The organism is Micromonospora sp. RTP1Z1, assembly GCF_033804685.1.
Classification (GTDB): domain Bacteria; phylum Actinomycetota; class Actinomycetes; order Mycobacteriales; family Micromonosporaceae; genus Micromonospora.
Genome location: NZ_JAPFQV010000006.1, coordinates 128016 through 149474, shown reverse-complemented (window position 1 = coordinate 149474; position 21459 = coordinate 128016). Strand labels below are relative to the sequence as shown.

At 68.8% G+C, this 21459-nt stretch carries 19 protein-coding genes and 1 pseudogene; 10 read left to right on the top strand and 10 right to left on the bottom strand.

The annotated features are described in order from the left end of the window. Positions 1-173 precede the first annotated feature (173 nt). The 4 genes from SLP03_RS05410 to SLP03_RS05395 all read left to right on the top strand — a co-directional run bounded on the left by SLP03_RS05410 (position 174) and on the right by SLP03_RS05395 (position 4713). On the top strand, positions 174-1649 hold the full coding sequence (locus SLP03_RS05410; RefSeq protein WP_319459398.1) for a tetratricopeptide repeat protein: 1476 nt from the start codon (positions 174-176) through the stop codon (positions 1647-1649). A gap of 171 nt (positions 1650-1820) precedes the next feature. Continuing rightward, positions 1821-2741, top strand: a complete 921-nt coding sequence (locus SLP03_RS05405) for a PhzF family phenazine biosynthesis protein (protein ID WP_319459397.1) — start codon at positions 1821-1823, stop codon at positions 2739-2741. 235 nt (positions 2742-2976) lie between these two features. Then, on the top strand, positions 2977-3567 hold the full coding sequence (locus SLP03_RS05400) for an SMI1/KNR4 family protein (RefSeq protein WP_319459396.1): 591 nt from the start codon (positions 2977-2979) through the stop codon (positions 3565-3567). 234 nt (positions 3568-3801) lie between these two features. Beyond that, entirely contained in the window at positions 3802-4713 is a 912-nt protein-coding gene (locus tag SLP03_RS05395) for a GNAT family N-acetyltransferase (RefSeq protein ID WP_319459395.1), read from the top strand. 105 nt (positions 4714-4818) lie between these two features. On the opposite strand, the gene SLP03_RS05390 is transcribed toward SLP03_RS05395, so the two are convergent. From SLP03_RS05390 to SLP03_RS05375, 4 genes and pseudogenes are all read right to left on the bottom strand, one after another. Then, positions 4819-5364, bottom strand: a complete 546-nt coding sequence (locus SLP03_RS05390; protein WP_319459394.1) for a hypothetical protein — start codon at positions 5362-5364, stop codon at positions 4819-4821. Between the two features lie 650 nt (positions 5365-6014). Continuing rightward, positions 6015-7129: pseudogene (locus tag SLP03_RS05385) on the bottom strand (MerR family transcriptional regulator). Between the two features lie 70 nt (positions 7130-7199). Next, entirely contained in the window at positions 7200-8648 is a 1449-nt protein-coding gene (locus SLP03_RS05380) for an MFS transporter (RefSeq protein ID WP_319459393.1), read from the bottom strand. Positions 8649-8798: 150 nt separating this feature from the next. Further along, positions 8799-9260 (bottom strand): hypothetical protein, encoded by a 462-nt coding sequence (locus SLP03_RS05375; protein ID WP_319459392.1) that lies wholly within the window; start codon positions 9258-9260, stop codon positions 8799-8801. A 109-nt stretch (positions 9261-9369) separates the two neighbouring features. Between SLP03_RS05375 and SLP03_RS05370 the strand changes: the two genes are divergently transcribed. From SLP03_RS05370 to infA, 3 genes are all read left to right on the top strand, one after another. Further along, positions 9370-9981: a hypothetical protein gene (locus SLP03_RS05370; protein WP_319459391.1), complete on the top strand. Its 612-nt coding sequence runs from the start codon at positions 9370-9372 to the stop codon at positions 9979-9981. A 369-nt stretch (positions 9982-10350) separates the two neighbouring features. Further along, entirely contained in the window at positions 10351-11121 is a 771-nt protein-coding gene (locus SLP03_RS05365; protein WP_319459390.1) for a GNAT family N-acetyltransferase, read from the top strand. A 25-nt stretch (positions 11122-11146) separates the two neighbouring features. Beyond that, positions 11147-11371, top strand: a complete 225-nt coding sequence (gene infA, locus SLP03_RS05360; protein ID WP_074311006.1) for a translation initiation factor IF-1 — start codon at positions 11147-11149, stop codon at positions 11369-11371. A gap of 472 nt (positions 11372-11843) precedes the next feature. Here infA and SLP03_RS31520 read toward each other — a convergent pair whose 3' ends face one another. Further along, positions 11844-12128, bottom strand: coding sequence for an ATP-grasp domain-containing protein (locus SLP03_RS31520; protein ID WP_413644406.1), 285 nt, complete (start codon positions 12126-12128; stop codon positions 11844-11846). A gap of 238 nt (positions 12129-12366) precedes the next feature. On the opposite strand from SLP03_RS31520, the gene SLP03_RS05350 reads away from it, so the two are divergent. Then, positions 12367-13728, top strand: coding sequence for an MFS transporter (locus SLP03_RS05350; RefSeq protein ID WP_319459388.1), 1362 nt, complete (start codon positions 12367-12369; stop codon positions 13726-13728). Positions 13729-13999: 271 nt separating this feature from the next. On the opposite strand, the gene SLP03_RS05345 is transcribed toward SLP03_RS05350, so the two are convergent. Beyond that, positions 14000-14572: a GNAT family protein gene (locus SLP03_RS05345; protein WP_319459387.1), complete on the bottom strand. Its 573-nt coding sequence runs from the start codon at positions 14570-14572 to the stop codon at positions 14000-14002. A gap of 218 nt (positions 14573-14790) precedes the next feature. Between SLP03_RS05345 and SLP03_RS05340 the strand changes: the two genes are divergently transcribed. Together SLP03_RS05340 and SLP03_RS05335 are read left to right on the top strand one after the other, a co-directional pair. Continuing rightward, positions 14791-15978: a hypothetical protein gene (locus tag SLP03_RS05340; RefSeq protein WP_319459386.1), complete on the top strand. Its 1188-nt coding sequence runs from the start codon at positions 14791-14793 to the stop codon at positions 15976-15978. 357 nt (positions 15979-16335) lie between these two features. Further along, the gene (locus tag SLP03_RS05335; protein WP_319459385.1) at positions 16336-17538 is read left to right on the top strand and encodes an MFS transporter; all 1203 of its coding nucleotides are present in this window, start codon (positions 16336-16338) and stop codon (positions 17536-17538) included. A gap of 48 nt (positions 17539-17586) precedes the next feature. Here the strand turns inward: SLP03_RS05335 and SLP03_RS05330 are convergent, their stop codons facing one another. The 4 genes from SLP03_RS05330 to SLP03_RS05315 all read right to left on the bottom strand — a co-directional run bounded on the left by SLP03_RS05330 (position 17587) and on the right by SLP03_RS05315 (position 21304). Then, positions 17587-17844: a hypothetical protein gene (locus SLP03_RS05330; protein ID WP_319459384.1), complete on the bottom strand. Its 258-nt coding sequence runs from the start codon at positions 17842-17844 to the stop codon at positions 17587-17589. A 309-nt stretch (positions 17845-18153) separates the two neighbouring features. Then, positions 18154-19269 (bottom strand): hypothetical protein, encoded by a 1116-nt coding sequence (locus SLP03_RS05325; RefSeq protein ID WP_319459383.1) that lies wholly within the window; start codon positions 19267-19269, stop codon positions 18154-18156. Between the two features lie 84 nt (positions 19270-19353). Then, on the bottom strand, positions 19354-19851 hold the full coding sequence (locus SLP03_RS05320) for a YcxB family protein (RefSeq protein WP_319459382.1): 498 nt from the start codon (positions 19849-19851) through the stop codon (positions 19354-19356). A 232-nt stretch (positions 19852-20083) separates the two neighbouring features. Then, the gene (locus SLP03_RS05315; protein ID WP_319459381.1) at positions 20084-21304 is read right to left on the bottom strand and encodes a serine hydrolase domain-containing protein; all 1221 of its coding nucleotides are present in this window, start codon (positions 21302-21304) and stop codon (positions 20084-20086) included. Positions 21305-21459: the final 155 nt, after the last annotated feature.

The following is a 21459-nucleotide window of genomic DNA, read 5'->3' as shown; positions in this document are numbered from 1 at the left end:
CTCGGCATGTGCGTATGCCGGCCGAGTCAGCACTTCGTGACGCCGCGTAGCGCGCGGATCGCGGCAGATGCGGATGTCCGATCATGGTTGGTTGATCGCGCCGGGCGGGGCCTCGCTCGAGGTGTTCCCAGGGGTACGCCAACCCTGGTAGGCAGGCCCTAAACTTGCGGCTCGTGACGACACCCCTCACTCCGGTCGAGGTGGCCTTCGCGCTGTTGCGGGAGGGCCGTATGGGCGACGCCGAGAACCTCATGACGCGCGAGCTGCAGGCCGTCACGGACAAGCATGGTCACGGCAGCCCGGAATGGGCCTCGGCCCAGTGTGACCTCGGCAATGTGCTGCTCAACGCCGATCAACGCGACCGCGCGATCGAGTGCTACCGCCGCGCAGTCTCCGCGACGCCGCGCGATCACGAGTCCCGCAAGGACCAGTTGACCCACCGACTCAATCTGGGCTTGGCGTTGCGCATGGCCGGACGACTCGACGAGGCCGAGACGGAGTTACGCCGGGGCGTTCAGGAGCGGCTCGCCTTCTACGGTCGCGAGCATGCCGGGTACGCGTTCGGCCTCGAACCGCTGGCGGACCTGCTGCGGCAGCGTGGCGACGTGGCAGGTGCCCGGCAGGTCGTCGAGGAGGCGGTGGCCAATCTGTGGCGCAACGGGCACGAGCGGGTGGCCTCCGCGTTGGCGCTGCGAGCAGCGATTGTGCACGCCGGTGGCATCCGCGAGCAGCTCTTCGTGGGCCTGCACCAACTGCCGGACGAGGTCGTCGAGCAGGTCGGGCGAGTCGTCACCCAGATGCTGGACCACGACGATCCGGCATCCAAGCCCTTGCTTGCCTCCCTGGTCGCCGCGTTGGAGGAGCGGCTCGGCATTGACCACCAGGCGACGCTCAACGCCTTGTCCGCGCTGGCGAACCTCGGCCGTGCTGTCGGTGACCAGGCGGGGCGGGTTGATGCGATCGAGCGCGTGCTCGCTTCGTACGACCGCCAGCGCCGGCAGGAGGAGGCGCTGATGGCAGCGCTCGGCTTGGCGATGGCCCAGGACGAAGCCGGCGATGCCGAGGCGGCGCTGCGCACGTACGCGTCGGCGCACGCGAGGGCGGAGCGCATCGGTCGTCCGGAGCTGCGGAGTCAGGTCCTGCGCAACTGGGGTCTGGCGCTGAAGGAGGCCGGCCAGGTGGGCCCGGCGGAGCAACGGCTGACCGAGGCAGTGAGCCAGGCGCGCCGCGGCAAAGACGATGACACGGTCGGGCGGGCCTGTATCGCGCTCGGTCTGTTCCTCCAGCATGAGGCGCGGTTGTCGGAGGCCCGCACGGTCCTGGAGGAGGGCCTGACCGTCATGGATTCCGTGCACCCGGACGCGATCATCGGCCGCAGCCACCTCGGTGCGGTCCTGGATGGCCGCACCTGCGGGTGCGGCGACATGGCGGGCACGATCGCCGACGCGTTCCGCGAGTTCGTCATTACCAGGCTTCCTGCGGACCTGCTCGACCGCCTCGACGTGGCGATCGTGGACGGCGACTTCAAGATCGATGTCGGGCTGCGGCGAGAACCGACCGAGTCCGAGCTCGAGCGGCTCAACGACGTCTTCCAGACCGCTCACGCGGAATTCCGCCGCCGGCTCAGCGAGCCCCGCTACGCCGGCTGACCGCCCGACTGCCGTTGCGCGGTGGCCCGGTGGAGACCAGGTGCGCCGACGACCCGAGATCGCCGGCACCAGACACGGTGCCCGACGAGACCGCCGACAGAAGAGTCTGCGCAGTGAGCGGACGGCGACCGGTGTCGTCCTGCGGATGTCGCGCTCCCTACGCTGTGGGCCATGCGGGTCCCGATCTTCCAGCTCGACGCCTTCACCACTCGCCGCTTCGCCGGCAACCCGGCCGCCGTGGTGGTGCTGGACCGGTTTCTCGATGACGCTCTGCTGCAGGCCGTGGCCGCGGAGAACAACCTCCCCGAGACTGCGTTCGTCGTGCCGTCCGAGGGCCGGTACCGGCTGCGCTGGTTCACACCGACGGTGGAGGTGCCGCTGTGCGGGCACGCGACCCTGGCGGCGGGCGCCGTTGTCGTCGAGCGGCTGGAGCCCGGCCGCGACAGCGTCACATTCGACACCGCCAGCGGGCCGCTGACGGTCGACCGCGAGGGCACCGGATATCGGATGGAACTGCCGGCTCGCACGGTGCGCGCCGTGCCGGTGCCGCCGGCGTTGTCGGCCGCGCTCGGCGTCACACCGGTGGAGACGGCGATCGACGGGAACAACTACCTCGCCCTGCTCCCCGGGGCCGACGACGTCCGGTCCCTCGAACCCGACCTCGCCGCGATCGCCCGGCTGGACCGGACCGGGGTCGTGGTGACCGCCGCCGGTGACGACACGCACGACTTCGTCAGCCGGTACTTCGCACCGGCCAAGGGCATCCCCGAGGATCCGGTGACCGGCGGAGCGCCTGTGCGCTGGTGCCGTTCTGGGCGGCACGGACGGGCAAGGACACCTTCTTCGCGTACCAGGCGTCGCGGCGCGGCGGTGAGCTGGCCTGCCGGCTCGTCGGCGACCGGGTGCAGCTGCACGGCTCGTGCGCGTTCTACCTCGAGGGCCACATCGAGCTCTGAAGGCCCCCGCGCGGTGCGATCGCCCGCTCATCGGCTAGAAGCGGATGGGCCAACCCTCTCCGGCCGTCCCGCGTTCACAGCGCGTAGCCAACGAGCCAGCGCATCGTGTCACGCATCAAGTGAAGCCACGGCGTAACGCGTCAAGCGGAGTACGACACCGGACTGCCGGCGATGTCGGGCTCCACTTGATGGGTGACACATCGGCTCCACTTGACGTGTGACGGGTTCCCCCGCGATGGGCTGTCGCTGTTACACCGAGTTACTACTCAGCCGGACGGCGGGGCGGACTCGACGGTCCGTCAGAGGCGCGCGGTCGGCGGCAAGAGAGGACACGTGCGACGGTTCCCAACGTTCTTGGCAGGATGACGATCATGTCATGGACGCAGCGGATCATCGAGGCGACCGGCGCGCGGCCGGAGCCGCGTGACATCGACTGGAAGCCGGTCGAGACCGAGCTGGGTACGACACTGCCGCCCGACTACCGCGAGCTGTGGTCGCTGCTCGGCGGCGGTTACTACTCTGGATTCCTGTGGCTCCTGCAGCCGCGCAGTGACGCGGCGACGGAGGGCCTGTTCTACCCCTGGCGGTGGGACCGGGTATTCCATCCGGAATATGCGAGTCTCTACGCGCCGTATGACCTGTACGGCGGTCCCGGGCGGCCGGGTCTGCTCGGCTGGGGTCGCGATCAAACCGAGGGTGAGTATTACTGGCTCGCGGACGCGGAGACCGATCCGGCGGCGTGGCCGGTGGTCGCCCGCACGGACGGCGCCGAACCGTGGCACCGATACGACATGAGCATGTCGGAGTTCATCTACCACATGCTCACGGATCACGACTTCAAGCCATTCACGGTGGCCGCCACGACAGCGGGGCCGTTCCTGCTGCCCGAGGGCGTGCAGATCACCACGGTGGAGGAGTGGAACGCGTGGGCGAACCGTACCGACGGAAGTCCCACACCATGACCGTCTCGACGCGAGCCCGGCCGGGAGACTACGGAACATCGGCACGTGCGGACGGCAACCGGGCCAGCTCGGCGTGACGCTGCGTAGTGCGCGGATCGCGGCAGATGCGGACGTCGAAGGCTGCGGCGTTTGGCTTCCGTGCGGCCGGGGATGTCGGCTGGCTCAGCGCTTGCAGGTCCTCGGCCGTGCAAAATTCCCGTGCCGGTGTGGCACGGCGGTGGCTAGCGTACGCAGATGAGCACTATCCCGATGGCCGGACTGCGGCTGCGGTACTTCACCGATCCCGGCGAGTTCCTGGCCGCAGCGGGTGACTACCTGGGCGCCGATCCGGTCGTCAGCACGGTCGTGACCACCGTCGCGCACCGGCTGTTGTCGCAGCGGGCCGAGGGGATCTCGCAGCCCGACCGTAACTGGTGGCTGGTGGTCAGCGACGACTCCGGCGCCGTGGTCGGTGCCGGGATGCGCACGGCGCCGTATGCACCCTACCCGCCATTCCTGCTGCCGATGCCCGACGAGGCGGCCGTGGCGCTGGTCCACGCGTTGCACGAGCGCGAGGAGGAGGTACTCGCGGTCAACGGGGCCCTGCCCGCCGTTGAACTGTCCGCCGCCGAGCTAACCCGGCTCGGCGGGGGCCGAGTCCAGGTCAGCCAGCACACGCGGCTGCACGAGCTCGGCGAGCTGGCGTGGCCGCCGCCTGTGCCCGGCGGCTTGGTGGTCGCGACCGAAGACGACGTGGAACTGGTCACGGAGTGGTTCGCCGCGTTCATGGGCGACGCCGACGAACAGGCGGGCCGCCCGCGCGGTACCAGTGCGCACGAAATGCCCGACCGCGCGGAGATGCTGCGCCGGCTCCAAGCCGGACGGCTGTGGTTCTGGGTCGACGAGACTGGGGAGCCGGTGCACCTCACCGGTGCCAACCCACCGTCGTTCGGGGTGGCCCGCATGGGCCCGGTGTACACGCCGCCGGCCCAGCGCGGGCGTGGTTGGGCCAGCAACGCGGTCGCCGAGGTTTCCTGGCGAATCCAGGCCGAGGGTGCGCGGGTCTGCCTGTTCACCGACCAAGCAAACCCGACCTCGAACAAGATCTACGCCGCCCTCGGCTACCGACCGGTCGTCGACATGGCCAACCTTGTCATCGTCCGCTGACGCCGAATGCATCGCGGCATAGCGTGCGTGCGGCCCTGGGGATCGAACCGTGCCCGTTATTAGGCCTTGGCACGCTGGCACGCTGTGGCCCTCAGCGCCCGGCGGTCAGCCATCCGGACCGCCGGGGTCAAACGCCTCCTCGATCATCTCCGCGTACTCGGCGTCCGTTGCGCCGCGCCTTTCGCCGGTCGTCGGGTCCTGGACCAGCCACGGCTGGTACAGCGTGCCCTCTACCCACTTAGAGAACCAGTCAACGATCGTCATGTGCTGCGGGAACGTGCATGACACGCCGTCCGGCGCCGGGTTCGGGTCGCAGCCCCAGACCTGGCCGTCGGCGAGGTTGAGCTCGCTGCTGATGCCGCAACCCCAGTCGCACAGGGTGAGGACACCGCCCTTGAGCCCGGTCAGCGCGTCTAGGCCGCCGGTTCGGTGCCCGTCCCTGAGGCCGAGGAGACCGTAACCGGGGCCGAAGCCGCCGTTACCGACCTCCAGGTAGAGTCGGCGCAGCAGCGAAGGCATCGACAGGCCGGCAAGTTCCTCGGCCTCCGCGACTGCGGCAGGCGGCGCGGGTCGGAGGGGCGCCAACCGGCTGGCTGGCACCTCGTCGATGTACCCGCCGCCGGCGATCCGTCGGACCACCGCATCAAACACCTGGTCCTCTCTTGTCGACATGGCCCCGCAGCGTAGCCGCACGGTGTGCTATTCATCAGCCTGACCGTCGGCTGGCTCGCGCACCGCACTGAAATCGGCATGTCAGTGCACCCTCGCGCGCGTAGGAGCTTCCGAGGGGGACTGAACGGCCTTGTCTCCAGACGGCCGGGGGCCTCGTTGCTCTGAGCGTGTCGGGAGGTTAGGCGTCGTACGTCCTTCGTGGTGGTGCGAGAACCGAGGACGGCGCCCATGTCGGCCGAGGTTCGGCAGCAGGCTGTCACCGCGCTTGCCGTGATGATTCACAGTGGTGGTCGGGTGGCCAGGTGGTGGCCAGGGCCGCAGCGCCGGTGCTGTTCGCGGATCGGATCAGTCAGGCGGCGCTGCGGGGGGTGACGCGAGCTGAGCGGGTCTGGGGGTGTGTCGGCGAACGGCTGACAGCGTCACGACCGGCCTGAACAGCGTGAAAGCGGTTCGGGTTCTGCCACATCCGGTCCACCTGTAGCACGTGAACTGGGAAAACATGATTCCGAATGTGGCGGTGCCCGAACCGCCCCGGCTCGCTACGTCGTGACCTGGGAAAGCAATCGCACATGCTCAGCAGCCATGGCTGCGCGGTGCAGCTCTCTGGCGGCGTTCTCGCGCACGGTAATTCAGGCTACGAGCAGGCGGAAGCCGAGCTCTGCCGTGTCGAGGGCGACGAGGTCGCGGTTGCGCTCGGCCCACCGGCCTGAGGAAAGGTCTTCGCGGAGTGTGCTGACTGCCCGTTGCTCGGCCTGCGGTCCGAGTCTGGTCCATACCGAAACCGCGCGGCGTACATGTTCGTCCAGGTACGCCTCAGGCCGGCGCCAGTATGCCTCGAAGAAGCCGTCAGCGCAGTCCCACGGGACGAGCACCGGCTCCGCGCGTCCTCCGATCGCGCGGGTTAGGTCGGCCAGGGACGGCCAGCCGACGAGGAGGTCTGCGAACTCAGGTAAGTAGTCGCGGGTGAGCCAGAACCGCTGACGCCGGCCGGTGTCATCGGCGTCGTACGTGAACACCACCACGCGGCGGGCCACACGCCGCAGCTCACGCAGCCCGGCGACCGGGTCCGGCCAGTGATGAACGGTGCTGACCGCCATCGCGGCGTCGAAGGACTGGTCCTCGAACGGCAGACTCTCCGCAGCGGCGGCCACGCAGGGCGCCGCGCCCGGGGGACGCTGCGCCCGCATGACCGCCGAAGGTTCCACCGCCGTGACGTCGCGGTCGGGTGGTTCGTAGGAGCCGGTGCCGGCCCCGACGTTCAGTACCGTTGTGCATCCCCCAGCGCATCCCAGATGCGCGCGGCGATCCGTGGCTCAGTGCGCCGCGTCGCTGGATAAGCGGATCCGATGGCATCGTACAACCGCGCGCCGAACACTTTCAGTTGCTCCTCTGGCGTCGTCCTGATTCCCATTGCTCGTGCCTCCAGTTCCCTGTCTATGGCCGTCACCATGGCAGCAGCGCGGTCGCGCTGGTCCATCAACAGGCCGCGCAGCCGGCACAGGTGCGCGACTGCGTCGGTAGCCGGATCGTCAACCAGATCCGCGATGTCCCGCAATCCGAAGCCGAGCCGCCGGTAGGCGAGCACCTCCCGGAGTCGCTCCACGTCGTCCGCGGAGTAGGCCCGGTGCCCAGCCGCGGTCCGCGTGGACGGCTCCAGGAGGCCGATCTCGTCATAGTGATGCAGTGTGCGGACGCTTACGCCGGCCAACTCCGCCACACGCCCCACGGTCAGGTGCTCCTCCACGCCATCGACTATGTGGCATGACGCCGCGTGAGGGGCAAGCGCTTCGCTGCTGGAATGATCGAGTTTCCGATCATCGGCACGTCCGGACGCCGGCGACCGGCGCCGACGTCACCTTCGGTGACGAGCGCTTCGCGGCAAAGAGTGAGCCGCAGTACATGGCGGCGGCTGATCCTGCTCTTCGAATTGAGGGTGCGGCTGGCGTCGAGGAAGTCCAATGCCGAGTCAGGCGCGGGCGGCGGGTTCGGTGGGCTACCCGGTAGGGCTGTCGCTCGGTCCACTGTCGGCTGGCTCGGTCTGCGCTGCGTCGGCAGCGCGGACGGGGGCTACCCGCCTGCAGCCGGCGGACGTCCCGGCTGGCCAGCATGCCGAGGACGGCGAGCACCACCAATGTCGCCAAGATCAGCAGCGTGTCGCGGGTGCCGATCGCCGCGGCGACCGGTCCGACCGCCACCTGGCCGAGGGGGATGGCGACGAAGGATCCCAACATGTCGTAGGAGTAGACGCGGGCCAGTCGGTCGGCCGGGATGTGCTGCGCGATCGACGTGTGCCAGGCCACCGCGAACTGTTCGACGGCGATGCCGACCGCCACTCCGGCCGCCAGCAGCACGACGATGGTGGGCACCAGGGCCAGCCCCAGCAGCAGGAACGACTTGGCGAACATGCAGGCCACCCCGAGCAGCAGCAGCCGGCGAACCCGGATCCGCAGGGCCATCAACCCGCCCACGACCATGCCGGCGGTTTCCGCCGCCAACACCACACCCCAGGCGCTACGGCCGATCGTCTCGTCGGCGACGGCCGGGCCGAGCACGTTCACGCCGCCGGCGAGGGCCGCGTTGAGGATCATGAAGCCGAGCACCACGACCCAGACCCAGGTCCGCGCGGTGAATTCCGTCCAGCCCTCCCGGAGGTCGGCGACGATGCTCGTGCGGGTGCTCTTCGCCGGCGATGCAGCGACCCGGACTCCGGTAAACGCGACAGCCGCGATAACGAAGGTGAGCGCGTCGATGGCGAGGCCCCACCCCGGCCCGACGGCGGCCACCAGGAGGCCGCCGAGCGCGGCCCCGCCGATCATGGCCGCGTTGATGCCGAGCCGGATGAGCGCGTTGGCCGGCTGGATCAGCTCCGGCGGCACGGTCTGCGGCGTCGCGGCGGTCGAGGCTGGCTGGGACAGGGCGCTCACGATGCCGTTGGCCGCACCGAACGCCAGCAGCAGCGGGATCGTCGCCGTGCCGGTGAGCACCAGTGCGGCCACCGCCGCCTGGGTCAGCGCACCCAACACATTGGCGACGACCAGCACCAGCCGGAGCGGAATCCGGTCGGCCACCACCCCGCCGATGAGCACGAACAGCACGGTCATCAGCGATCGCGCGCCGACCACCAGGCCCAGGTCGCGCACCGAGCCGGTCAGATCGAGCACGGCGAAGGCCAGCGCGATGGGCGCGACACCGTTGCCCAGCATGTTGACCAGCCGGCCAGCAGCCAGGTATCGGAAGGCGCTATACCGCAGCGGAGCCAGCACCAGTCCTCCATCCAGAACAGGACAACGATCAACGCGTGATCGATGCCATCTGCTGGGCGTCGGCAGCCGACCTCGGCGCACTCATCTCGGTGCCATGACAGGACAGAGTCGGACGTCGAGGCCATGCACGCGTACATGGAGGCGGCTTTGTTACGTCGGGCGCCAGTTGGCGCGGTAGCCAGGGCCGTTGGTGTGGTATCGCGGTCGCGTCGGAGAGGGGTCCCAGCGCCACTCGACCTTCATCCGACGGGCGTCCGTCGGCATCATGCGGTGCGACTGGAGCAGCCTGGTCAGCTCGTCGTAGCGGATGTTCACACCACCGTGGCCGGGGTGGCTGTCCGGCGTGGCGGTGCCAGCCTCGTACCGCGCGTTCCACTCGACGAAGATGGCCCACTGTTCACGTTCCCAGGCCAGGGCGGTTTGGCCGGCTGGCCAGACGAAGTGGTCGTCGTCGGGATCGCCGGGGCGGGCGTAGTCGTTAAGCGCCCGGAAGTAGTGCGGCACTCCGCCGATGTCAGCCAGGCCGCCTCGCGGCCCGTCGTACCAATCGAGCTCGACGTAGACGGGTTCGAACCCTCCGTCCCGCGAGGCAACGTCACGCGAGTCGACCACTGGAGAAGTCTAGCCAGCCTCGGCCCGGTGAATCTGCAGCGCGCAGGCGGCCCACTACGCTCCGCGAGGGCGCGCGTCCGCTCGTTGTCTGCGGCATTAGAAGAGGACGTTGAGTCGGGCGCTGATTCAAACGACAGGCGTGGATCACGGTGCGGTTGCAGTCGTCGTCGTCCGATTGCTCGCGAGGTTGATTCAGAGGTCGGTGATGCTGCCGTTGACGGCGAAGGCAGCCACGGCGGCCAGCAGTGCGTCCAGGAAGTACTTCCCGGACATCGGCGTTGCGGCGATGCCCATGGCGGTGTTGCGCGACTACTCCGCACGCAAAGGATGGGCCGGGTCGACACAGGAGGTCACGGATGGTCTCGCCGCCACCGCCCACGACATCGCCGAGCTCGGTGAGGTGCAGCACACCGTCCTGGTCATCGGACATCCGACAGGCCAACGAAACCGGCCGCCGGGCGTAGCGGTGGCCCGCATGGACATGCGCGGCGGCGTCCCAACCCTTCTCGGCAGCGCTGACCGCGGATTCGTCGGCGCACCGGCGTTCGTGGCCTTTCCGAATCCCGCGTCGTCAGATTCGAACGCACTCTTGGTCAAGTGCATCGGGGTCGTCCTGCCAGGCGATGCCACACATCCCGTCGCCACCTTCGACAAGATCCGGCCACTGCTACGCCAGATCGTCACCGATGAGCTGGCGCCGGGCGTCTACCCACACCGATGACCAGCATCCGCTCATCGGCACATCCGCGTCTGCGGGCCCGCGCCGTGGCGCCGTGTGCTGTACGGACGGCAGACTGGCTCACCAGCCTGTGGCGACGGCAGGCCGACCGCGATCTGCCGCGCGATGGCCGTGGGACACGGCCGTTCGCCCTTTGATCATGAAGAGGTGCAGCATCGCACACTCGCTGGAAATGGTTGGACGGTGCGACGCGCCGGCTGGTAGCTTCCCTTGAGCCGTGACACTGACCGAGGAGGTGAGACCCGTGAACGTTGTATCGATGTGGGTGCTCCCCTCGCCGTCACGGGCCGGCCACTGACATAGGTGTCGCCGGGAGCGCCCTAACAAGGCGATTCCGAAAGGCACCAACCTATGAATCCTGTGGAATTCAGCCACGCCGTGCTGATTTCGCGCGTCGCGTCCGGGCAATGGCATGCGCTGGAGGACGACCTCGTAGTCGGCCGCGGCGAGGCGTCGCGCCGGCCCGACGGGCGGATGTTCGTCAGTATCGACGCCTGGCACGGCATGGCCTTCGACCGGCTGGCCGAGGCCATGCTGGCGGCTCTGCCGAGGCAGCTGCACACGGTAGTCGACGAGGCCGACCTCGACCTGACCGCCCGGTGGCAGCGAGCCGGCTTCACGACACGGCGTCGGGAGTGGGAGTATGCCGTACCCACCGACCCCCGCGCCACGGGCCTCGACTCGGCTCTGCCACCGCCGGACGTGACGATAAAGGCCTTCGGCCGTGCGGAGGAGGCCCCGCTACGCGCCCTGGACCGCACGATCCGCGACCAGGTGGATGCCGGCCCTGGATGGCAGGACATGCCGGCCGAAGTTCTGGCCCTTCCCGTGCTCGACCCGTCGAAATACGCCGTGGCGGCGCAGTCCGGCCAATACGTGGGTCTACTGAGGGTAGCGATGGTGACCCGGCTGCCACGGATAGGGCTGATCGCCGTCCGGGCCGACCGCCAACGCCGCGGCATCGCCCGGGCGCTGCTGGCCCACGCACTGGGCGGGCTGCACCGCATCGGCAAGGAAACGGCCTCGGCCGAGGTGACCGAATCTAACGTGGCCGCCACGGCGCTGTTCGAGGGCATCGGCGCCCGGCGCACCGGCAGCAACCTCGAACTGGTCCTCCGCTGACCGCGAACGAGAGGAGTCGCTGACCATGGCGAGAACATCAAACGGCATCGAACTCGAGGGCACCGTCCTCGAATGCCTGCGCAACGCCACTTTCACGGTGGAGCTGCAGAACGGCCACAAGGTGCTGGCCCACATCAGTGGAAAGATCCGTAAGAATTACATCAAGATCCTCCCGTACGACCGGGTGCTCGTAGAGCTGAGCCCCTACGACCTGACCCGAGGCCGAATCCTCTTCCGCTACCGCAGCTAGCCTCGTCCCCAGCGGTGCGGGCAGCCCGCCTCCCGCCGGTCGCCCGCACCGCTGGATCCCCTGACATGATCGGGTGACGTCGGTGGATCCGTGAACCCGGTCGCGGTCGGGGTCGTGGTGGCAGTGAGTTCGCGCAGGGGGCAACCCGCAGGAGAGGACACTGCCATGAACCTTCGCCGAATCGTCGCCTCGGCCGGAATTCGCCCAGCCCGAATGGAATATCCGCTCTTCTTGGGCGGATGGCGGTCTGGACTTCTCGTACGTTTCGGGATGGCGACCGGGTTCCTACGCGCCCCCATGATCCGTCGCAGATGGTCAATATGCACGCACTCTCACCGGCCGGGCCCCACCACGCATCGTCACGGAACGTGGTGACCGCTCGGCGGCAGAAGCGGATGGGGCGCGCAGCGCCAGGTCCGCCGTCACCAACGGCAGGTCCAGTGCGGCGATCAGGAGGGCGAGCCAGCCCAGGTCAATCTCGCCCGGCGGGTGGTCCTGCGGTGTAGTCCGGGTGCGGCCCGACCAGGACGCAGCGACCGTCCAGCCACCAGTCGTTCACCTCGGCCGAGGTGAACGCCTCGAACTCGCGTAGCACGAGCCCGCCGACGAAGTCATCCTCGCGCAGCTGCCGGAGCCGGCAGGCGGCCCGCGCGCGGCGTCCCCATCTGCGATGTCCGTGATGAACGCGGCCTCGTTCCAGTAGTGCTTCATCGACTTCGTCCGCTCGTTCGAGGTGGACCTGGTGACCGCAGTCCACGTGGCGCGACCTTGAGCCGTTCGCCCAGCGCCGCGCGACACGCCTTCAGGTACGACACCTCGACGGCGGACCAAGCAGCGGCGATGACCAGCATGGTCGGCGTGGTCGACGGCAGGGTCACGGCCGGCCGGGCCTGTTCGGAGTGGGCAGTCATGGCCGGGGGGATGCTGTAGCGCCACCGCCGCCGCGCCGGAAAATCGCACGACAATTGTCGTGAGGTTCCGGAGAATCCCCGGTGATGTTCGCCGCCGTCCCCCGCCGAGCGCGCCCCCCGTCGCCCCTCGCCGGCCAGCTCGCTGCCCAGTCACTCCTCTTCGCCCTCGGTGAGGGCACCTTCATGACCGGATCGGCGGTATTCTTCACCAAGATCGTCGGGCTGTCCGCCGCCCAGGTTGGTCTCGGCCTGACGTGCGCTGGCATCGCCGCCTTCCTGGCCGCACTGCCAATGGGCAAGCTGGTCGACCGCTTCGGGCCAAAGAAGATGTGGGCCGTCAGCGCGACCGGGCAGGCGGCGATGTTCGCGATGTGGCCGCTCATCACCGACTTCAAGGGCTACATCGCCATGGCCGTCGGCATGGAGGTCATCGGTGCCCTCGGCAACGCGGCGCACGGCGCGTACACGATCGACGTACTGCCGCCGGACGAGCGGGTGAAGTCACGCGCCTACATGTACTCCGCGCTCAACGTCGGCTTCACCCTCGGCTCCCTGATCGGTGGCTTCGCGCTGGCGTTCCACTCCAACGACGTCCTCCACGCGCTGCCCTGGTTCACCACTGTGGTCTTTCTGGTCAACGCTGCCGCAATCAGCCGGCTACCGCGGGCCTCGCACGACGACCGCACCCCGCAGGACCGCAAGGCGAAGATCGCCGGGCCGGGACCGCTGCGCAACCCCGGCTGGCTCCTCACAACGTTCTTCAGCGGGGTCTTCTGGACCAACCAGGTGCTGCTCAACATCGTGATTCCGCTGTGGCTGGTGGAGAAGACCGACGCCCCGCGGGTGCTGCTGGCCCTTCTGTTCGGAACCAACACGGTGATGTGCATCTTCCTGCCGATGGCGGTGGCCCGCAGAGTCGAGGACGTGCCGACCGCGCTATATGCGATTCGGATGTCGTCCAGCTTCTTCGTGCTCTCCTGTCTGATCACGCTGGCGACCCACGACACCGTCGGCTGGGTCACGATCTCGCTGGTCTGGCTGGGTCACGTCACCGTGACCGGGGCTGAGCTCTACCTCTCGGCCGCCAGCTGGTCCTTCGAGGCCGAGCTGATGGACCCGCGTCAGCGCGGCGCCTACCAGGGCGCCGCCGAGCTGAGCAGCACCCTGGGCCGGGTATGGGCACCGGCGGTGTACACCTTTCTCGCGATGAACTGGGGCGCCGTCGGCTGGCTGATGATCGCCGGCATCATAGTGGTGGCCACCATCGGCGTGCACCCGTCGACCCGGCTGGCGCGGCGATTCCTCGAGCAGCACGTCCCTGCCGAGGTGTTAGCCGACGCCCGTGCCTCCAGCCGCGAACCCGAGGAGGGCATCGCGGCCAGGCCGCCCTCGCTCATCAACACCGACGAGCCGCTGCCCGAGTCCACCGGTGGCCTGATCCGCTAGGCCACGCCCTAGCTGACTTGACCGATTCCCTGAGTCACGGGCGGCGCGCGCACGCGCCGACTCCCGAACGGCGCCCTGCTGGTGACCCTCCTCGACGACCCGGCCGTCGTAGACCCGCTGCGCTAGGAGGACATCCATGGCCGCTGGCTCAGGGCGGCCTGAGCTCCCCGGGGCAGCTTAGGGCGCGGTCGGCGGCAGAGAGTGCACTGCGTCGGCCCCATCAACTCAGCGAAGCAGCCGGAGGCGGCGCCGTCTCGCAAGCGAGGAGGACTCAGCGGGCGGGAACCGCCTCGGACGACGGCCGCCACTCGCGCCTGATCAGCCCGTACACCCACGAGTCCGAGACCTCGCCGTTCACGACGCAGTCTTCGCGCAACGTCCCTTCACGCACGAATCCGAGCTTCTCCAGGACGCGGGCAGACGCCGCGTTGCGCGTATCGGTCTCGGCCTGGACTCGATTCAGGTCCAGCGCGTCGAATGCCCACTGCAGCAAGGCGTGCGCGGCCTCCGTCGCGTAGCCGTGGCCCCATGCTGCATCGTCGAGGCAGTAGCCCAGCGACGCGCTGCGGTAGTCCGGGTTCCACCGGGTCAGACTGCACCAGCCGATGAACGCCCCGTCGGAAACACGGTCCATGGCCAGCCGTGTCCCGGTGCCTTCCTCTGCCATCTGCCGGCAAGCCATGATGAACCGCTCGGCGCGCACCCGCTCGCTCCAGGGCGGCGCGTCCCAGTAACGCAGCACGTAGGCGCTGCTGTGCAGCGCGAAGAGGGCGTTCGCGTCGGCGTCGTTGAACGGACGCAGTCGCAGGCGAGCGGTCTGCAGCGTGGGGGTAGGTAGGGACATGGGTGCCATGTTGCCTCTCATGAAGTGGTGGCCGCGCAACCGCACGCGATGCCGATCACTCACCACCCGGCTTCTCGCGGGTTGGGCGACCGCCCGGATCGCGGCAGAAGAGGATGGCGAAGCCTGGCGGGCATCGCGAACGTGGACCGGCGTCGCGGTGTGCGGCGTGCGTACGGTAAGTACCTGGGCCTCTACTTGTCCGGCCGTACTATCTCCCGGTGATCTCCCCCCGCCGACGGCTGGTCGCTGCGTCCATCCTCTTGGTGTTGGAGGCGGTGGCGTTAGCGCTATTCGTCACCGAGTCCGTGACGGGTGCGATCGCCGCCGTTGGCTTCACCTGCGTGTCGTTGTGGGTGCACGTCGTCCTGCACGAGTGCGGGCACCTCGTCGTGGCGAAGCTGCTGCGTCTGCCGGTCATCGCGGTCCGCATCGCACCCTTTACCGGGTGGCGGAGCGAAGTGTGGGTCCGGCCGGCGCCGTCGGCGACCGCGTTGCCGCTGCGGATGGTGCTGTTCTACCTCGGTGGCCCGATGGCGAACCTGTGCACTGCGACGGTGCTCGGTACCGCAACGGCGTTGACGAGCACGGCGTTGACACGCGTCGCACTGCTCGGCGCAGCGCTTTTTGCGGCGCTGCTCGGGGTGGTCAATCTCATTCCCGGGATATCGCCCCGCAGTGACGGCCGCAACCTGCTTCGCTGGCTTTTGGCGCCAACAGCCACCCGCGCCGCGCTATGGGCGGGCTACTACCAGGAGGAGGTAAGCAGGACGTTGCGGACGATTGCCCGAGGGGAGGTTGACGACGATCGTCTCGGAGATCCGGTTCGCGACGGCAACGACCCGCGACTCGCGCTCGCTGCCTTCCAACGGCGCTGGAGCACGGGACACGCGCAGTCGGCGGCGGACTTCATCGCCGACGCCGAGCGGCTCGCGGCGCTGGCTCGCGCCGACAGCACCGATCCCATGGCCGCCGCCGCAATCGGGCAGGTGCTTACCGTCCAGTTCGGGTTGTGGTACCTGTACGCCGCAGTGGTGAACGGATCGCCGGTTGAACACCAAGAGGTGTTGGAGATCTCGGAACTGGCCCAGCTCGCCTTCCACGTGCAGCCGCACATGTTGACCGCTCGTCTCGCCATGAGCCTGGCTCACCTGCTCAACCAGCGGCCGGAGCATGCGCGGTCGCTGCTTCTCGACCTTTGGCCGGGTGTTGACCCGCCGGACCTATGCAGCGTCGCGTTTCTCCTGCGGGCCATCGCCGAGTGTTACCTCGGCAACCACGCCGATGCGGACACCCTCATCAGGGCGGCCGGCGGCGACTACCAGCAACTGACACAGGTCGTTGCCGCGATCCAGGCAGCCGATCCGGTGCCGCCCTTGCTCGCCCTTGCACTGGTGGCTAACGCCTGACCGTTCCAAGGTGGTGTCACGCGACTCGTTCGTCAACGAGCGCTGTGGCTAACACTCACGTCCAAAGGGCGCACTCACATCGGCCATGACGGCGCGCCTCGCGGTCATGACATTGTGCTTGGTCTTGGCTGCGCAGGGGCGAGCCCGCGTCGGTGCAGCCTGCCGACTCATGCCGTCGTCGCCTGTCGGGTCATGACCATTTGCCGGGCGATGCCAGCAGCAAGCCCCCTTCGGCATACAGGCGGCCCAGCCAATTCGCCCTCGATCCTCCATCTCCCGGCAACCAGCCGGCTCCCTGGGCTTCGTGATCCGGTCCGCCTACAGTGTGTCTCTTGCCGAGGCTGAGAAGGAGTACGCGTGCGTGACATCCCCCGCATCGTCTGGACCCTCGCCGCCGGTCGTTTCGTCAACGCCGCTGGCACGTTCATGTACTTCTACCTGTTTCTGTATCTCACAGGCCCCCGTGACCTGCCGATCGGCTTTGCGGGGCTGATCAGCGGTGGGTTGGGTGCGGGCATGCTGGTCGGCAACTTCACCAGCGGCTGGTTCGGCGACCACTTCGGTCACCGCCGGGTCCTGCTGGTCTCGTCGGCCTTCGTCGGGTTGAGCACCCTGGCCATCCCGTGGCTGCCGACCGCGGTCCTCGCGGTGGGCATGCCGCTGCTTGGCTACGCCGGCGCGACCTCCGGAGTGTCGCAGGGCGCACTGGTTGCCCTCGCCGTGCCCGCCGGCGACCGCCGGCGCTCGGTGGCGGTCACCCGGGCCGCCTTCAACGCCGGCTGCGTGATCGGGCCACCGCTCGGCGCGCTGCTCTCGGCGTACGACTTCACCTGGCTCTTCGTAATCGACGGCGCCGTCACCCTGCTGGTGAGGGCGGCGACCGCGTGGCTGCTGCCCACCGAGCCGCCGCCGGCCCCCGGCGGAGTCCAGGCCCACGGCCTGTGGCGCAGCGTACGCGCGGACCGCGCCCTGCTGTTCCTGCTGCCGGCGATCGTGGTCGTGGACATCGTCTACCGGCAGCTCTACTCGACCCTGCCAGTCTACCTGCGCGACCACGGTCAGCCCATCGGCCTCTACGCGGCGCTCATCGCTCTGGGCTCCGGCATGATCCTCATCCTGGAGATCCCGGCGACGGTGGCGCTGCGCAGGCTGCCGGCGCTGGGCATCATCGGTGCCGGGTACGCCCTGGTCGGACTCGGCTTCGGGCTGTTCGGCCTCGGCACCGCCAGCTGGCTCGCCGTCGCCGCGATGGTCGTGCTCACGGTGGGGGAGATCCTCTACAAGACGACCGCCACCGCGCATGTGCTGGACGCCGCCCCGCCGCACCTGGTCGGCCAGTACCAGGGGCTCTACACCGGCGCTGCGACCAGCGGCAGCATGCTCGCCCCACCCGTCGGCGCCTTCGTCTACAGCGTCGCCCCCGCAGCGCTCTGGCCGTTGTGCGCGGTCGCGGCCATCGGGGCCGGCGTGCTCGCCTGGCGTTCCGGTCGGGTCGCAACGCCGAGGCACGAGCCGGCGCTGGCCGCCGCGTCCGATCCCGCGCCGAAAGCCGCGGCGTAGGCGCGATCCACGGATGTAACGGCCGCCGCCGGCTACCGGCTGCCAGGCTCAGCGTTCGGGGTTGCAGCACCCCGGCGTGCCGCATTCGCAGAAGCTGCTGCTTTTCGCGGGGATGGCCGGGTTTCTCGTGGCGACGGTGGGGTGCCGCACGCCTTCGACCAAACGGGAGTGGTCTTCGGCCTGGGCTACCTCGTGGTGATCTCCGTCCATCTGATCCTGTTCACGCAATCCGCCGTCGGTGCCGGCGGTGCGGCTGGCGCCGTTCAACCTCGCGGCGGCGCTGCTCGTGCTTATCGGGGGCTTCATCGACGGAGCTGCTAGGTGGCTTCGATCCTTCCCATCGATCCATAACCAGCTCTGGACCCGCGACATCCTCATCGGCATGACGTCTCACGCAAGACGTGATGGTCGCACACGATCCGATGTCGGCCGCTTATCCGCGATGCACTGTCATCGGCACGACAGCGCACTGCGCCGGGCGGGGCCAACGCGCGGACAGCCGCAAATCAGTACGTTGGCTGCCAGTCACATTCCGGGGCGCGATCAGCGGCAGAAGTGGAGGTCTAGCGCCTGCTCGAAAGGTGGAAGGAGACAGGGTGAGGCTGCGAGCGGCAGCTACTTCTGGGTGAACACGGCTCGGAAGGCAGCGAGATCGACCGGGCCGATCTCGAGCGCGGACTTGAGCGTGCTCAGAGCGGCGACGAGCGGATCCTCCTCACGGGCGGCGACTATCGCGAAGACCATTTGCGCCTGTGGCTCCATCGCGGGCAGCTCGATCTTCCCGATCGAGGTAGGGCTATAGATGAAGGAAGAAATAGAGCTGTGCACGGCGGTTTCCTCCGGCACATCCCACAAGCGGTTGAGCGCCGTCCGGCAGTCGGTGAACGAGGGAGGCGGCGGGTCACCCAGGTCGAGGGCATCCAGTGCCTCGGCAACCCAGTCCAGCTCGGCGGCACCAGCCTGGATAGCAGCTGACCGGGCGGCCCAGGCTGCCATGGCACGCTGCTGCGCCGGCTCGGCGGCGGCGATCTCATCGACCAGGTCGCGGTCGACGCGGGCCACGTCCTTCGCCCACGCTCCGACCTGGCGGAGCCGGTCACTGTCCGGCAGGCGACCGCCCCAGTCACGCGTCGCCCGCGCGCGGAAATACTCCCTCTCCCGCCTCTTTTTCTCCTCCTGTTGCCGGCGGGCCGCGTCGACACGTTCCGCGTAGGTCGGCCGCGGCGGCGTCTTCTGAGCGACGCGGTGCCGGTTCGCAGCGACCGTCGAGATCTGCCGGACGATCCGGTCGGGCCCCGCCTTCGCGGGCCAGAACTGCAGCAGGTACCGCTCGGGCGGGTCGTCGACAACGCGATCCTCGTTGTCGTAGCCGATCGCGCAGAACCGTACGCGGTAGGTGTCCTGGTCCAACTCGAGCCGGACGGTCAACCTGTGATCGCCCGTCAGGAGCAGCACGTCCGGCTCCGGGCGGGTGTACGACGCCTCCACTACCTCGGTCCAGACTGGGTCGAGCAGCGGCTCGCTTTCGTGCCGTTCGATGCGCAGCGGCACATAGCCGGTATGCAATCCCGTGTTGAACACGAGCGCGCCCGGTTCGGCGGCTCCGCACAGCCCGTTGACCTGACCGCCTTGCCCGTCACCGACCGCGTGGGCGGCCACATCGCCCCCCAAGCGGAACACGTGGAATTCGACAGAGACGCGATCATCAAACAGAACATGCACGACATCCATGATGCGGGCTCGTCGGCATGTGCGTATGCCGGCCGAGTCAGCACTTCGTGACGCCGCGTAGCGCGCGGATCGCGGCAAATGAGTTCACCGAAGCTGGAGCAGCCCACGTTTGGCCATATAGGCTCGCAACGTCTCGGCGTCTTCGGCGGTCATCAAGCGGCGTGGGATCACGGTGGCCGGCATCCGGCCGACGTAGACGATCCAGAACTCAGGGGTGTTCCTTACCTGGGTGACCCCGTCCCAGGCGATGCCGCCGGACTCCAAGCCGCTGCGCAGCAAAATGTTGTCGTCGGTGATGTCGTAGGCGCCCTCGACGGCGTAGCGACTGGAGCGGTGCCGGGCGCGCAACCGCACCCACGGCGAGTACAGCATCGACAGCAGGCCAGCCACGACCATCGACAACCACAGCGGCGAGGTCCGCTCGCCCCACGCGAACCCCCACGAGACGGCGAGGCCGATCGCCCCGACCGCCGCCAGCACCGCGCCGATATCGCGGTACCTGCGCAGCCGAACACTGCTGAGCGCAGCGGCCACGCGGCCCGGGTACGCGGGATCGGCGGGGACGTCGAAACGGATGTGCACGCCAGAACGATAGTGCCCCCACCCGCCCCCGGGCAGCGCCTGACTCGCGCCCCGCTGGCCGGAACGTCGAGGGCCGCCCGTTGTCAGCGGATGAGAGTGCGGCTGGTCGTCATGGCGGGCAGGTCCCGCCCCAAGCCGGGAGAACGCCTTCGAATGAGTAGGTCACTGGTCCGGTCTGCGGGCGGCGCGTGCGGACGCCGCTGCCCGGCTCGGTGGTCTCCGGAGCCTGCGGTCAGTCGTTGATCGCCTGGTAGACAGCGGTCCAGAAGTCGTGCCACATCGGCAGCCTCTGGTCGCCCGCGTGCGCCCGTTGCATGATGAAGATCGTTGTCAGGTCCTCGGCGGGATCGTTGTACCAGGCGGTGCCGTAGAAGCCGGGCCATCCGCAGTTCCCGACCGATGGGCCGAGGTGCGTGCGGCGGGTGCGGACCGACATCCCGAAACCCCAGCCCATGGTGTCGAAGTACCCAGGCCAGAACCCGGAGACCGCCTTCTGCGCCTGGGTCAGGTGGTCGCTGGTCATCAGGGTCACCGACGGCCGCGAGAGCACCCGCTCCCCGTGGTGGGTGCCGCCCGCGAGCAGAGCCGAGGCGAAGGCGAGGTAGTCGTCGGCGGTCGAGACGAGCCCGCCGCCACCTGATTCGAACATCGGCGGCCGGCTCCACTGCCCGTCGGGGGCGTCTTCGACGACCGGCTCACCGGTGGCGGCATTGTCGCGCTCGTACGCCGTCGCCAACCGGCCGATGCTCTCGTCGCCCACGCTGAAGGCGGTGTCCTTCATTCCGAGCGGATCGCAGATCCGCTCGCGCAAGGCATCCCCGAAGGTCATGCCGGTGACCCGGGCGATGAGCACGCCGGTAACGTTCGCGGCGATGTCGTACATCCAGCGCTCACCCGGCTGGTGGACGAGCGGAAGCGTGCCGAGCCGGCGTATCCACTCGTCCGGCGGCGGCTGGCCGAGTGCGTTCAGCGCGTCGGAGATCGGGACCGTTCCCGGCTCGGCAGGGACCATGCCGGTGCCGAGGGTGTAGGTCAGCAGATCCCGCAGCGTTATCGGGCGTTTCGCCGGGACGGTGTCTTCCAGTGGCCCGTGGGGATCGGCGAGCACGGTCATGTCCGCCAGCTCCGGGAGGAGGTCGTCGACCGGGTCATCGAGGCGGAGGGTGCAGTCCTCGACGAGCGTCATCGCACACGCGGCGACGATCGGCTTCGTCATCGAGCCCATGCGACAGATCGTGTCGCCTGCCATCGGCGTCTGCGACCCTGCGCCCTCGAACGCGAGATTGCCCGTTGCTTCGATGTGCACCTCGCCGTGGCGGGCGAGGACGGCCACCACACCCGGGACGAAGCCGGACTCGACGTGACGCTCGAGCAGCTCTCGCACTCGAGCCAGTCGTTTCGACGAGAAGCCACCGGCAGTCACCTGTCTCCTCCTCATCTCGTCCGTTCGCAAGTTACACGTTGCGCGACGACCGCACGTTCCGCCAGGACGTTAGGAAGAGACCCCGTCCGAGCAGTACGGGTCATCGGCACGACCGCGCGCCGCCACCCGTGGACAGCGGCAGCGCAGCGGTCGGCGGTAGATCACGACGCCTGACTCCTGAGGGT

What these genes read in the sequence shown, in the direction of transcription:
- SLP03_RS05400 (WP_319459396.1), top strand. Translation starts at nt 2,977, where the DNA reads ATGTCATGGACGCAGCGGATCATCGAGGCGACCGGCGCGCGGCCGGAG.
- infA (WP_074311006.1), top strand. Translation starts at nt 11,147, where the DNA reads ATGGCGAGAACATCAAACGGCATCGAACTCGAGGGCACCGTCCTCGAA.
- SLP03_RS05325 (WP_319459383.1), bottom strand. Translation starts at nt 19,269, where the DNA reads ATGGATGTCGTGCATGTTCTGTTTGATGATCGCGTCTCTGTCGAATTC.
- SLP03_RS05405 (WP_319459397.1), top strand. Translation starts at nt 1,821, where the DNA reads ATGCGGGTCCCGATCTTCCAGCTCGACGCCTTCACCACTCGCCGCTTC.
- SLP03_RS05350 (WP_319459388.1), top strand. Translation starts at nt 12,367, where the DNA reads ATGTTCGCCGCCGTCCCCCGCCGAGCGCGCCCCCCGTCGCCCCTCGCC.
- SLP03_RS05365 (WP_319459390.1), top strand. Translation starts at nt 10,351, where the DNA reads ATGAATCCTGTGGAATTCAGCCACGCCGTGCTGATTTCGCGCGTCGCG.
- SLP03_RS05345 (WP_319459387.1), bottom strand. Translation starts at nt 14,572, where the DNA reads ATGTCCCTACCTACCCCCACGCTGCAGACCGCTCGCCTGCGACTGCGT.
- SLP03_RS05395 (WP_319459395.1), top strand. Translation starts at nt 3,802, where the DNA reads ATGAGCACTATCCCGATGGCCGGACTGCGGCTGCGGTACTTCACCGAT.
- SLP03_RS05330 (WP_319459384.1), bottom strand. Translation starts at nt 17,844, where the DNA reads ATGAAGCCCCCGATAAGCACGAGCAGCGCCGCCGCGAGGTTGAACGGC.